The sequence below is a fragment of the Salinibaculum salinum genome (assembly GCF_037645885.1).
GTDB lineage: Archaea > Halobacteriota > Halobacteria > Halobacteriales > Haloarculaceae > Salinibaculum > Salinibaculum salinum.
Map to the genome: position 1 here is coordinate 1 of NZ_JBBENW010000005.1, position 12833 is coordinate 12833.

The following is a 12833-nucleotide window of genomic DNA, read 5'->3' on the forward strand; positions in this document are numbered from 1 at the left end:
AGCCGTCTCCTCCTCGTTGCGGATGACCTCTTTTTCAGTCTCGGGTATCGGCGGACAGTTGTCTGAGACTGCCGTCACGACCGTACCGTCGTCCTCGTAGATATCGACGTGGACGCGGGGTGGGTAGTCCGCTTCGTGATGAAGGATACCGTTCTCGATGAGTTCAGTCAGCGCGACTTCGTAGGACTCGGAGACGGTCGCCCAGAGTTCTGCGGGTGCGTCGATAGTTATCGCCGCGCTGGAGTGACTGGCGCGGAACTGCTGGACGACGGCACGGGCGAGGCGGACGACTTCGGCGTGTTCCTCTTCGTCGGGATGACGAATCCGTTCCTGGATGGTGCGGACTTTCTCGCTCAAGCGGACCATCTCGTCGGCGGTCTCGGAGATACTCTGGGTCATCTCCAGGATCTCCTCGTCTGTAAGTGCCATCTCGCCGTCTGCCGTCGCGCGCTCGCCCAGCAGGTCCGCTTTCCCCATGACCAGCCCGAGTTTGTTCCGAATATTGTGTCTGAGCAGGCGTGTCATCACCTGTAGCTTCTGCTCGCGGCGTTTTCGCTCGCTGATGTCACGCGCAACACCGACGACACCGTTGTAGGAACCGTCGTCGTGGGGGAGGAGCTTGAAGCGGAGTTCACACGGGATGCGGTCGCCGTCCTTCGTGATGAGCGTCACCGTCCACGTCCCGCTCTCTTCGCCGTCGTCGTCGAGCAGCCGCTTGATTCTGTTCTCACCAGTCTCGATGTCTTCTTTCGAGAGTAGCATCGACGGTGTATTGCCGACGATCTCGTCTTTCTCGTACCCGGTCATCTCGGCCATCGCGTCGTTAACGAGAACGTACCGTCCCGAGTCGTCGAGGAGGTAGAGCATGTCCTCTGCCTCCTCGACCAGATGCTGATACCGATTCTCCCACCCATCGGCTATATCCTCTTGTTCTGACATCGAATCGAACCCCAGATATCGCGTCTACGCCGTCAGTTCCGGACTCTATAATTTATAATCGTCGCTTCCTGTAAACAGCATATGATATATTCCAGACCATTCAGACAGTCCAGCTAGAGCCGTTTCGAGACGTAGGGCCCGTCCTGTTTGTAGCCGAGTTTCTCGCGGTAGTACTGACGGACGCCGATGCCGCTAAGAACGGCCAGTTTGTCGAATCCGGCATCTGTGGCCAGTCGCTCGGCTTCGGCCAGCAGTTGCCGGCCGTATCCCTGATGCTGGCGCTGTTCGACACCAGCACTCGCGGCTTCGGCATTCCCGACGCCGACCTGACTCCCGTAGACGTGTAGCTCCCGGACGATAGCCGCCCCCTCCAGTTCGTGCCGAACGGGACTGTTCGGGAACCGGAGCCGGCAGAAGCCAACGAGCAGGTCCTTTTCGCGGTCTTCAAAACTGATGAAGTGTTCCGTGCCACCGGACACCTCGTATTCGGTCACGTCAAGCGTGACGTTCTCGGGTGTCTCGTCGTTGTGGCCCACTTCACGACAGCGAATGCAGTCACAGGTCCAGCCGTGCTCGTCCATCCGCTTGCGGGCGAGCTGTCGGAGATTCGACTTCCAGACGCCGCCCTCGATGAAATCCGCCGGGATGTCCCGCTGCACGCGCTGGAGGCGCGTGTACTCGGGAATGATGGATTTGATTTCCGCGACGAGTTCGGCAGCCTCCTCGTTCTCCAGTGGTTCGAACTCGTCGTTGTGCCACCAGTCGTAGACGGCTGTTCCCTCGACGACCAGCGTCGGGTAAATCTTCAGAAAGTCCGGCCGCCACTCCGGGCGCTCGAAGATGCGCCGGAAGTCCTCCAGACACATCTCCTTGGACATGCCGGGCTGGCCGGGCATCATGTGAAAACCAACTTTGAACCCGGCATCGCGCAGTCGGCGGTTGGCGTCGATCGACTCCTGAACGCCGTGTCCGCGGTGCATCTCGCGGTTGATACGCTCGTAGGTGGTCTGGACACCGACCTCGACTTTTGTCCCCCCCAGTGCGAGCATCCGGTCTATCTGTTCTGGATCACACCAGTCGGGCTTGGTCTCGAAGGTCGTGGCGACGTTTCGCACGTCCGCCGTCTCGTTTTCCGCGATGACGTCCTCGACGTAGCGGAACTCGTACTCGTCGGGGTCCTGCGCGAAACTCTCACCCTGTGCGGGTTCCGGTTCCTTGTCCACGTCGTAGTCGTTCATCGCCTCCAGGGCCCGCTTGACGAAGTGCTCCTGATAGTCGTGACTCCGGGCGGTCATCGTCCCGCCCATCAGGATGAGTTCGGCCTTGTCGACGGGATGGCCGATCTCGCGTAGTTGCTCCAGACGGAGCGTTACCTGGCCGTACGGGTCGTAGTCGTTTTGCTTTCCGCGGGCGGCCGCCGGTTCGTGGCCGGTGTAACTTTGTGCGCTGGAGAACTCCGAGTCGGGGCCGCCGGGACAGTACAGGCACTTCCCGTGTGGACACCGCTCGGGTGAGGTCATAATCGCAATCGGCGAGACACCCGACGCGGTCCGGACGGGCTTGCGGCGCAGGACCTCCTCCAGGTCGTCGCGGTGTTCGTCGGGGGCGAAATCGAGCAGTTCGGAGTTTTTCGGGACCTTCGGCGACGAGTAGGTGCCACAGACGTCTTTCTTTGCTGCTTCGAGGTTGTCGCGGTCGACGTCGCCGTCGAGTATCCGCTCGACCAGCTCCTGACAGACCTGCTCGAACGTACTCGACTCGCTTTTTGTGTCCGTACTCATTGCTCGCGCTGTTGGTCTATATCTCCGCTTTGACCGATTAAGGTTGTCGCTTGGGTGACCGGCGAGCTACTCGCCGGAGAGGTGACCGGGGTTCCACTCACCGTCGAAATCGTTGTGTTTGAACGGGACTGCGTCCTCGCCAGCGTACGTGCCGACGAGTTGGCCGCTCCCTTCGAGGTAGTACTTGTAGGTGGTCAGCCCCTCTAGACCAACTGGGCCTCGGGCGTGGGTCTTCCCCGTACTGATGCCGACTTCGGCACCGAGACCGTACCGGTAGCCGTCGCTGAATCGCGTCGACGCGTTGTGGAACACGCTCGCGGAGTCGAGGCCGCGCATGAACCGACTGGCGCGGTCCGCGTCCGTGGTCACGATAGACTCGGTGTGTTTCGACCCGTAGGTGGTGATGTGGTCAACGGCGTTCGACAGCGAGTCGACGACCTTCACCGACAGGATGAGGTCGCCGTACTCAGTCGACCAGTCAGCCTCAGTCGCCTCGTTCATCTCGGCGATCTCCCGCGCACGCTCGTCGCCGCGGAGTTCGACGCCAGCCTCGTCGTAGCGCGCCGCGACCGCCGGAAGGAACTCCTCGGCAACGTCTTCGTGGACCAGCAGCGTCTCCACGGCGTTACAGACCGCGGGGTACTGGACTTTCGCGTCGTACGCGATGTCCGCAGCCATCGAGAGGTCGGCCTCGCTGTCGACGTAGACGTGACAGATTCCTTCGGTGTGGCCCAGCACGGGAATGCTCGTGTTATCCTGAATATATCTGACAAACTCCGAACTGCCACGCGGCATGAGCAGGTCGACCGCGTCGTCCATTCCCAGTAGCGTATCGACATCCTCGCGCGCTTCGATGAGCTGTGCCCACCCATCGGGACTGTCGGCCGTCGCGTCCTGGATGATCTCGAAGAGCGCCCGGTTCGAGTAACTCGCCTCGCTGCCGCCTTTCAGGATGACGGCGTTGCCCGATTTGAGAGAGAGTGCGGCAATCTGAACGAGCGCGTCGGGCCGGGACTCGAAGACCGTTCCGATGACGCCGATCGGGACCGACACCTTGTAGAGTTCGAGACCCTCATCGAGTTCTCGTGCCGACAGGGTCTTTCCGAGCGGGTCGTCCTGCCCGGCGACGCTTCGGACCATCTCGACGATGCTGTCGAGTTTCGAGTCCGAGAGGTCGAGGCGGTCGACGAGCGCCTGGCTGTACTCGCCGTTCGCGAGCATCTCTTCGGCTTCTGCCACGTCCTTCTCGTTGGCTTCCAGAATCGTCTCCCGGTTTTCGTCGATGGCGTCGGCGATATCGTGTAGTGCCTCGCTGCGCTCCTCGTCGGAGAGCGTCGCGAGTCGGAGCGCCGCGGACTCTGCCTCCGAAACTTTCGTTTTCGTATCTTTCTCAGTCATCGATGACACCGTTCATAGGAACGAATATCGTCCCGACGGGTTTGGCAGTAGCGATTTTTTCCAGTACGTCCGGCTCCGTCGACCGGGCGATAATCGCCGGGGTACCGTGCTCGCTCACGTCGCGGGCACCGCGGACCTTCGTCTGGATGCCGCCGAACTCCTCTGTCGAGCTACCGTCGACGATTTCCTCGACTTGGTCGTAATTGCGACCGACGGCCTCGATGAGACGCGCCGAGTCGTCCTCTTTGGGGTTGCCGGTGTAGACGCCGCCCACGTCGGTCAGGGTGACGAGCAGGTCGGCGTCCACGCCGATGGCGACCGAGGCCGAGAGCATGTCGTTGTCGCCGATTCGAATCTCTTCGGTCGCGATGGCGTCGTTCTCGTTGATAATCGGGACGACGTCCCAGTCGAGCAGCGTCTCGATGGTGTTCTTGAAATTTGTGAACCGCTCGGGGTTTTCGAGGTCGTGCTGGGTAAGCAGCGCCTGGGCAATCTTCCGGTCGTAGCGTTCGAAGCTCTCGGTGTATCGCCGCATCAGGTGGCTCTGACCGATGGTCGACAGCGCCTGGGACTCCTCGACGGTCTCGCCGCCGTATCCGATTCGACCTTTCCCGGCACCGACGGCTCCAGAGGAGACGAGAATCACCTCCTTCCCGCGGTCGAGCAGCGAGACGATGTCGTCGACGAGCTTGTCGACTTTCTCGTCGTCGAGATTCGACTCGTCGTCGGTCAGCGAGTTCGTCCCGGCTTTGACGACGACTCTGTCTGCGGCAGCTGCGAGCTGCCGTGATTGCTCGACCACGTCGGATTCGACTGTTTCATTCATCGGTCGCGTTCTGTGCCAGTTCCTTCGAGCGGTCAGTTGCCGCAGCCAGCGCCTCCGCAACCGACGCGTCGACGTCGCTGTCCCAGAGCACTTCCATACCCTCTATCGTCGTGCCGTTCGGCGAACAGACCGCGTCAATCAACTCGTCGACGCCCTTCTCGGAGTTGAGGACGGTCTCGGCGGCCCCTTTGAACGTCTGTGCCGCGAGCACTTCCGCCTGGTCTGGGGAGAGCCCTTCTTCGACTGCGCCCTCTTTCATCGCCTGCAGGAGATAGAAGACGAAGGCCGGCCCGCTGCCGTTCAGTGCGGTGGCTGCGTCCATCAATTCCTCGTCGATTTCGACGAACTCGCCGAGATCGTCGAGCATCTCGCGGACGTCCTCGTCGACATCGTCCCACGTGACTGCTGCGGCCATGTCGCCCGTCTCGGCCGCCAGGTTGGGCATGATTCGAACGACTGTCGCGTCCGTCCGTTGCTCGACGAAATCCGTCGTGATGCCCGCAGCGATGGTGACCAGTGTCTGGTCGGGACCGAGGTCGAGTGAGTCGAGCACGTCGCCGACGTATTTCGGTTTGACGGCGACGACGACGACATCCGCTGTCGCGGCCTCGTCAGCATCTGTCGTCGTCTTCGAACAGTACGCCTCGACGCTTTCGAGCGCGCTCGCATCGAGGTCACACGCGATAATTTCGTACTTGCCACTCCGTGAGAGCCCCTTGATGAGGGCACTTCCCATATTGCCACAGCCGATAACGCTGACAGTAGTCATTCTTGTCGTGGATAAACCAAAGCGAGAATATACGGGCTTTGATTGTCGGCCAGTACTGGTGACAGTACCGGACCCGCTCAGGCCGTCGGTGCCGTCGAGAGTTCAGCAGCGAGTGCCGCCAGCACTGCGTCCTGGACGGCGTCGCGCTCGCCAGCGAGGAACTCGATACGTCCCTCGCGTGCGCCGCGGGCGTCGAGGCCGGCTTCGGGCGCGTCGGCGCTCGCCTGTTCGACGACAGCGCGCACGTCGATGTCGGCGTCACTGCGGACGAACGCCTCGTCAGTGTCGAAGCCGACCAGCGCGACTGCGTCATTGCGGTGCCGGCGGAAGAGTTCGTCCAGCAGGAGTTCCGTCGGCGGGAACTCGTAGCGGTGGGTGTACGCCTCCGTATCGAGGACGAGAATCGGTTCGCCGTCGACGGTCTCTTCGGTGAGGTTCTCCTCCGCCGTTTCGACTTCGGTTTCCATCTTCGTGCGGAACTGCTCGCTAACGTGGCCGGCCAGGCCAGTCGCGTCGTCGGTCTGCTCGGCAAAGAGGAGGTCGATGATGAGTTCGCGCTTGTCCTCGTAGGACTGGTAGTACGCCTCCAGCGCGATAGCTTCTCGAATGTCATCGACTGTCTCGGCATCGTAGCCTGCCTCGCTGGCGAGGTCGATGTACGCGTCGGGCGTGTCCTCCCAGAAGCTGACCGCCGGGAGGTGTTCGAGGTCGGCGTGAACGTCTTCGTTGACCCCGGCAGCGATGGTGGCAGCAAGCGCCGTCGCCGTCGTCTCTGCGTCGCCTTCGCGGGAAGGTGCGACCAACGTGTCCACCTCATCCACGATCTCGTCGTCGACTGCGCGCTCGTCGACGACCACGCGGCGGGTCCCGTACACGTCGAGGAGTTCGAGCCCGTCCAGTGATTCGGTCGTCCCGGCGGCGGCGACGAACACGAACAGCGGGAACTTCTCGCCGTGGCGCTCCTGGTTGGAGAGCATCTGCGTCAGGTCGCCCGTCGCGTCGTCCATGTCGTAGACGGAGCCTTCCAGCGGTCGCCGGTCGAAGTAGTGGTACTCGGCGTCGTTGCTCTGGTGCTCGTCGCGAATCAGCGGGAGCGTCGCCCGCTCGATTGCGACGCCGGCGACGTAGCCGTCGGCCGTCGCGCTGTGGCGAACGACGATCGGTCGCCCTTCCAGAACCGCGCGGCGGATCGCCGTCGCGGCGTCGAGCAGCGAATCGGTGACTGCCTCGACGGCTGGGTCTTCGGCCAGCGGAGCGAGCGCATCGGGCCGGGCCCGCTGGAGCATGGCGTCTTCCATCCGCTCGGTGACCGCGTCACGCTCCTCGTCTTCGAGGATGACCAGCGCCTCCGTCTCGACCTGGAGTTCGCCGCGTCGCTCTTCGACTTCGCCTTCGATGCGGACCACGTCGCCCTCGTCGACTTCGGGGTAGGCGCGAACGCCCGCTTCTTTGAAAGCGGCACAGTCGACGGTACCCGTCTCGTCGCGGAGTTCGAACACTGTCGGACCGCTCGTCTGACGTGCGTCGGCGATTTCGCCCTCGATTCGGACGAGGCTCCCGACTTTGTCACCGAGTTCGCTGATGGTCGCTTCGACGGCCTCGGCCTGTGACTGCGCTGCTGGCTCTGCCGCCTCCGGGGTCTGCTCGGCCTCGGGCTCTGCTTCGCTTTCCGCCGTCTCGTCGCTTTCTTCGGTCTCTGTACCTGCGTCCTGCTCGTCGCCGCTGTCGGCGTCCGTCTCGCGGGGTTCCGGTTGACCGACACCGCTATCGCTCGATTCAACTGTACTGTCGCTCTCGTCTGTCTCGTCTGCGTCTTCTTTCAGGATTGCGCCGTCGTTGTCGGGGTCGTCGATGAGCGTGCCCCGGAACTCGGATTCGCCCTGGCGAATCGACCAGCCGAGATCGATGTTGCCGTTGTCACGAACGCTCTTGACCTGGACGAACACGGTGTCACCCGGTTCCCAGTCGAGGCTATCGAGACGCTGGTCCAGTTCGCTCTTGTGGAGCAAACCGGTCACGCTGTCTCCGATGTCGACGAAGACACCGAACTCGGCGAACCCGTCGACTGAACCTCGGTAGTAGCGACCGGGCGTCAATTCGTCGGGCCGGCGGCCCCGAAACTCGAACACGACGTCTTCCTGGTGAAGGTCACAGATACGGCCGTCAACAGACGTACCGCAGATGATACACGAACCCATTGGCAGGTGAAAGCGGTTCCGCCCTAAAACGGTTGTCGAAACGCGTCCGCCCGTCCGCCCCTCACTCGAAGATGTTGCTCTCGTCTTCGAGCATCTCGATTCCCCGTGCCACTTCCCGCGCTTCTGGCGGGTCGAGCGCCACCTCTACCTCGTTTCCGTCGTCGTCCTCGAAGGCGACTTTGACGCGCTCGTCGCCGAACTCCCGAACGTCGATGGCCTCGATATCGTAGAGTTTCACCGTCGCGGAGTTGTTGGACGCACCGACGTGCTTGATTGCGCCGTCCTTGAGTTCGAACATGAACTGTTTGAAGTCGAACGTCAGCATAGCTGAGGCTCCGGGTGGTAGCCTCAAAAAGTCCCGGTCCGGACCGACCCCACCGTCTAGCGGCTCACCCGACCGCGCTCTCGATGGCGGCGAGCAACTGTTCACCGGCCGCCACGACGTGTGCGTTGCCACCGAATCCGTAGCCCAGAATCAAAACTGCGGGGACGGCAGCCAAGCCGACGGCCTTCGGTAGCCAGATGTCGTGGACAGTCGCCATTCCGTAGACGAACAGCCACGCCGCCCACAGCACGACGACGGCCTTCACCCAGACGCTCGGTATCCCCAGGAACGCGAGCGGAGCGAGCGAGTAACAGATAACCTGTACCGTCTCGCTGACGCCGGCCCGGTCGTCGGCACCGCCGATTAGAATCACCGTCTGGAGCGCTGCAGTCAGGTGGATACCCGCCGGCGTCACCAGCACCATCACGACGAGGAGCCAGAGAATCGCCGACGCCGCCGGCTGGCCGGCCACGACAGGGTATGCGTCTGCCGTCGTCGCCAGTCGGACAGCTTCCGCGAAGAAGACGACGGTGGCGGCGAAAGTCAGCCCCGGTGCCTGGTCTCCGGGCGCGATCTTCTCGCGGAAAAAGGAGTTGGGCCGGAGCAGTATCTCGATCCACGCACGCGCGAGCGCGACGGGTCCGCGTTCGCGGCCCAGTTCCGGATTCTCGACCCACTGAGTCACAGTCGATAGTTGGTGTCGTGCCGGCTTTACCGTTGTGCAATCGCCGCGTCTGAGACCCCCGCTCGCGGTTCAGTCGTCTGCCCCGACGTTCTCTGTGCTTTCGAAACAGGCCGGGTCCGGACTGATGTCCGCGTACTCGGTGGCGCGTTCTCCCAGTACCGCGACGCGATCTGCCAGGTCCTGGTCGACGAAGTCGCCACTATCGAACTTCGCGCTGGCTCGCGGGACCGCGGCCTGATAGGGCAAGACCCACGCGTCAAGCGCCCGACAGACCGTTCGCAGGTGTTCGAGCGCGGAGATCGGGAAATTCCCGCCGGCGATTCCCAGCAGGCCGACGGTCTTGTTCTCGAACTCGTCGAAGCCGCAGTAGTCGATGGCGTTCTTCAGCGGCGAGGCGTACGACCCGTGATACATCGGCGTTCCGAGGATGATTGCGTCAGCGTCACGGACGCGACGCCGGAGTTTCTCCGCGTCACCGGCGTCCTCCTCGTCGGGGTCGAACACCGGCAGGTCGAACTCGCGCAAATCGAGTAACTCGGTGTCTGCGCCGCGGTCTTCGGCGGCCGCGAGAGCGTGCCGGGTCGCGATGCGCGTGTAGCTGTCATCTCTGAGACTGCCACAGAGTGCAACGACTGTCGGTGGTGCCATACGCAGTGGTGGTCTGCTGGCGTCTTAGACCCAGTGTTCGGTGTACTGTGTGTAACCGCAGGCGTGCGGCACAGTGTCACCGCCGGAGACTTGCCCGGCCGTCTGCAAACGTCACCAGCCCATCAGACTCCAGGTCAGAGAGCAGGTCGCGGAGCCACTCGCGGCCGTACTCCCCATCAGGCATGTAGTCCACGCGGACGCGCGGACCGAGTTCGTCGAGTGGCAGTTCGTCGTACTCCTTGAGCACCGAGACGACCCGCCCGCGCATCTGTCGTCGACTCCCCTCGAACTCGGGTTGTGTCGGCACGTCCGGTGCGGTGAAGTCACCGGACGCGTACGCCGAACACCACTCGCGCCACGGACAGTCCGCCTCGTCGCAGTGTGGCGTCTGCTCGCAGGCAATCCCGCCCAGCTCCATGATCGCGTTGTTCCAGACGCGGGACTGGCCGTCGGGCAGCAGTTCCGTGGCCGCTCTCTCGAACACCGCGTCGTCGTCGGGGACATCGAAGGCGCGATAGAGCACTCGTTTGACGTTGGTGTCGACGACGGCGTCGCCGTTGTTGAACGCGAAGCTCGCGACGGCGTTTGCGGTGTAGGGGCCGACACCCATCAGTTCCGAGAGGCCGTCTGGGTCCTCGGGAAACTCGCCGTCGAACTGCTCCTGGACCTGCTGGGCGGCTTCGTGGAGGTACTTCGCGCGGTTGTTGTACCCCAGCGAGTGGTCGGTCCAGAACCCGACCACGTCGGCGCGGTCCGCGGCCGCGAGGTCGGCGGCTGTCGGCCATCGCTCGGTAAACGCGTGCCAGGCGTCGACGACCCGACCGAGCTGGGTCTGCTGGCTCATCACTTCCGAGACGAGAATCTCGTAAGGGTCGGTCGTTTCGCGCCACGGGAACGAGCGGTGGTCCCGCTCGTACCACGCGACCAGTGCCTCGCGTACGTCGTCGAGTGGCGCGTTCGCAAGTGGGTCCTCGACAGCCTCCTCGGACATCGGTCCGTGGTAGGGAACGGGTGGGTTTGTGGGTGACGGTCCCGGCTGCTGATTTGGATTCACCGGTCACTCACTCGCCGCGCGGCCTGCGGAGTCTGACGTGGGCACGCGTCCCGTCCTCGACTTCGAATGAGAGTTCACCACCGGACTGAGTGACGACACGTTTGACCAGCCACAGGCCGAGTCCACTCGCGTGGTCGAGTGCCGTCTCTTTGCCCTCCTCGATGACTTCGACTTCCTGCCGAGGGATGCCGGGGCCGTCGTCGGCGACGACCAGTCGGACTGTCTCGGTCTCGACCGTTGCTGTCACAGTCACCGTCGGCGGATCACTGTCGGTACTGTGCTGGAGAGCGTTTTCCACGAGATTCCGGACAGCGAGGTCGAGGTCACGAACCGCACGGACACGGGTTCCGTCGGGGATAGCCACCTCGATGTCTGCTGCGTCGTTCGTCGCCCGGACCTGCTCGATACAGCGTTTGGCGAGCGTACACAGGTCGTGTTCGACCATCTCCGCCTCTTTTTCGACCAGCCAGTCGAACTGGCTAACCTTCCGACTGGTCTCGGCTAGCGACTGACTGGCGTCGAGAATCGCCGTCGCCATCTCGGCGTGTCTTCCCTCGAGTTCGTCGGCGAGGATGGAGCCGTAACTGTGGATAATAGAGGTCTCGTTGCGGATGTTGTGACGCAACGACCGGGCGAATATCTGCTTTCGCAAGTCGAGTTGCTGCTGACGAGTGTGGCGCTCCGTAATGTCTCTGAACGTCCCGACTGAACCCGCGAACTCGCCGTCCTCGATGATTGCACTGATTGTCACCTCGAACAGTCGCTCTGTGCCATCTGCACCCGTCATCCACATCTCGAAAGAGTCGCTGGTAGTCGCGTCATCTGATAGGATGTGCATGAGTCCGTTCCGACCCGCCTCGGTTCCCTCGACCGGGAACACGTCGCTGGCATTCGCGCCGACGAGTTGCTCGGTTGTCTGGCCGACAAATTCTCTCAATGCTTTATTGACTATCTGAATGTCTCCTTTCTTATCGAGGACGTACATCGGGTCGACAGCGTTCTCGGCGAGGGTACGGTACTCTTCGAGTTCCCGTTCGCGCTCCTTGCGTTCGGTGATATCTCGCACGACGCCCATCACGCCAGCGTATGACCCGGTGCTGTCGCGGCGGACGGAACCGTGTATCGCCGTGTGGATCTCGCTCCCGTCTCTGTGCCGGAGCGTCATATCGACGACACCACTGTCGTCTCCTGCGAGCGCGCGGTTCACGGCTTCCTGACCGCTTTCGATTTCACCCGCTGCAATCAGCATCGACACGTGCTTTCCGACGAGTTCGTCGGGTTCGTACCCGACAATCCCGGCGTACGAGTGATTGCAGTACTCGATTCGGCCGTCGGCGTCCAGTATGTACAGTCCGTCTTCTGCGTTATCGACCAGTTCTTCGAACAATTCCAGGTGTTCGTACTGGTCGACCACGGCTGTCAGCGGGAGGAACACGACCAGACGTGACCCAGTCGGGAGCGTGGGAATGGGATACGTCGCGTGAAGAAACTGCTGTACCGCCTGCTGGCCCTCGATTTCGACCAGCTGGGTCGTCTCTCCATCGCCGGTATCGCGGAGTCCCAGTATCGCCGACAGCGCCTCCGGTTGGTCGGCCAACAGTTCGGCGATGCGAGCGTAAAAGTCATCGCATCGGGTAGCCGATTGTTCACACTCCTCCATAGCAAACAGTGACTCGAGTGACCGACTCGACCACAGGACCGACCCACGCTCGTCCAGAAGGAAGATTCCGACCTCCTCGTTCAGGTCGTCACCCATTCGTGCTAGCGCGTCGACAGAGAAATCATCGCGCTCGAGTGCACCCGACACCATTCCCCGTATCTTCTCGACGAGATACCGTTCGCTGCCAGCGATACCCTTCTCGACGAGGGAGTCGGTCCCACCGAGCACCCGGTCGTCGATGTTCCACGGGTCTTCAGCGGTGTAGAGGACCGTCGGTGTTGCAGTCTCCAGCAGCGGATCGCCTGGCCCTGATGGAACAGACTCAGTCGTGACGACGACATCGATATCGCCCCGTCTCACCACCTCACGGGCCAGTCCCCCGTCGCTGACGCGCTCGACGACGATGTCATCGCACCCCTCGACGAACGAAGCCAGACTCTTCCAGGATTCGGCATCGGAGTCCACGTACAGAACGTCGATACCAGAAGCTACATTCTGCCTGTGGGGAGACTCATGCGCTCCCGAATTATACTCCGTCATGAACTATTGT

Annotated in this window: 11 protein-coding genes; all 11 read right to left on the reverse strand. The window is 62.4% G+C overall.

The genetic code is table 11. The annotated features are described in order from the left end of the window. A partial coding sequence (locus WDJ60_RS05995) for a PAS domain S-box protein (protein ID WP_340099193.1) occupies window positions 1-939 on the reverse strand: 939 nt, incomplete at its 3' end. A 113-nt stretch (window positions 940-1052) separates the two neighbouring features. Next, window positions 1053-2720 carry a tRNA uridine(34) 5-carboxymethylaminomethyl modification radical SAM/GNAT enzyme Elp3 gene (locus tag WDJ60_RS06000; RefSeq protein WP_340099194.1) on the reverse strand — a complete coding sequence of 556 codons (1668 nt, stop codon included), beginning with the start codon at window positions 2718-2720 and terminating at the stop codon, window positions 1053-1055. Window positions 2721-2786: 66 nt separating this feature from the next. Continuing rightward, entirely contained in the window at window positions 2787-4118 is a 1332-nt protein-coding gene (locus tag WDJ60_RS06005; protein WP_340099195.1) for a glutamate-5-semialdehyde dehydrogenase, read from the reverse strand. Continuing rightward, the gene (proB, locus tag WDJ60_RS06010) at window positions 4111-4944 is read right to left on the reverse strand and encodes a glutamate 5-kinase (RefSeq protein ID WP_340099196.1); all 834 of its coding nucleotides are present in this window, start codon (window positions 4942-4944) and stop codon (window positions 4111-4113) included. Before proB ends, WDJ60_RS06005 begins: the two co-directional genes overlap by 8 nt. Next, window positions 4937-5713, reverse strand: a complete 777-nt coding sequence (gene proC, locus WDJ60_RS06015; RefSeq protein ID WP_340099197.1) for a pyrroline-5-carboxylate reductase — start codon at window positions 5711-5713, stop codon at window positions 4937-4939. Before proC ends, proB begins: the two co-directional genes overlap by 8 nt. Window positions 5714-5790: 77 nt before the next feature. After that, complete coding sequence (locus WDJ60_RS06020; RefSeq protein WP_340099198.1) at window positions 5791-7911, reverse strand: DHH family phosphoesterase; 2121 nt, start codon at window positions 7909-7911, stop codon at window positions 5791-5793. Between the two features lie 61 nt (window positions 7912-7972). Then, on the reverse strand, window positions 7973-8236 hold the full coding sequence (locus WDJ60_RS06025; protein ID WP_340099199.1) for a hypothetical protein: 264 nt from the start codon (window positions 8234-8236) through the stop codon (window positions 7973-7975). A 64-nt stretch (window positions 8237-8300) separates the two neighbouring features. Continuing rightward, complete coding sequence (locus WDJ60_RS06030; protein WP_340099200.1) at window positions 8301-8921, reverse strand: YIP1 family protein; 621 nt, start codon at window positions 8919-8921, stop codon at window positions 8301-8303. 69 nt (window positions 8922-8990) lie between these two features. Further along, window positions 8991-9569: an NADPH-dependent FMN reductase gene (locus WDJ60_RS06035; RefSeq protein ID WP_340099201.1), complete on the reverse strand. Its 579-nt coding sequence runs from the start codon at window positions 9567-9569 to the stop codon at window positions 8991-8993. A gap of 76 nt (window positions 9570-9645) precedes the next feature. Further along, window positions 9646-10560, reverse strand: a complete 915-nt coding sequence (locus WDJ60_RS06040) for an HhH-GPD family protein (RefSeq protein WP_340099202.1) — start codon at window positions 10558-10560, stop codon at window positions 9646-9648. A gap of 70 nt (window positions 10561-10630) precedes the next feature. After that, window positions 10631-12748, reverse strand: coding sequence for a PAS domain-containing protein (locus WDJ60_RS06045; RefSeq protein WP_340099203.1), 2118 nt, complete (start codon window positions 12746-12748; stop codon window positions 10631-10633). Window positions 12749-12833 lie beyond the last annotated feature (85 nt).

Bases quoted from the DNA above. Each gene is read 5' to 3' on its own strand.
- WDJ60_RS06000 (WP_340099194.1), bottom strand. From the start codon at position 2,720: ATGAGTACGGACACAAAAAGCGAGTCGAGTACGTTCGAGCAGGTCTGT.
- WDJ60_RS06005 (WP_340099195.1), bottom strand. From the start codon at position 4,118: ATGACTGAGAAAGATACGAAAACGAAAGTTTCGGAGGCAGAGTCCGCG.
- proB (WP_340099196.1), bottom strand. From the start codon at position 4,944: ATGAATGAAACAGTCGAATCCGACGTGGTCGAGCAATCACGGCAGCTC.
- proC (WP_340099197.1), bottom strand. From the start codon at position 5,713: ATGACTACTGTCAGCGTTATCGGCTGTGGCAATATGGGAAGTGCCCTC.
- WDJ60_RS06020 (WP_340099198.1), bottom strand. From the start codon at position 7,911: ATGGGTTCGTGTATCATCTGCGGTACGTCTGTTGACGGCCGTATCTGT.
- WDJ60_RS06025 (WP_340099199.1), bottom strand. From the start codon at position 8,236: ATGCTGACGTTCGACTTCAAACAGTTCATGTTCGAACTCAAGGACGGC.
- WDJ60_RS06035 (WP_340099201.1), bottom strand. From the start codon at position 9,569: ATGGCACCACCGACAGTCGTTGCACTCTGTGGCAGTCTCAGAGATGAC.
- WDJ60_RS06040 (WP_340099202.1), bottom strand. From the start codon at position 10,560: ATGTCCGAGGAGGCTGTCGAGGACCCACTTGCGAACGCGCCACTCGAC.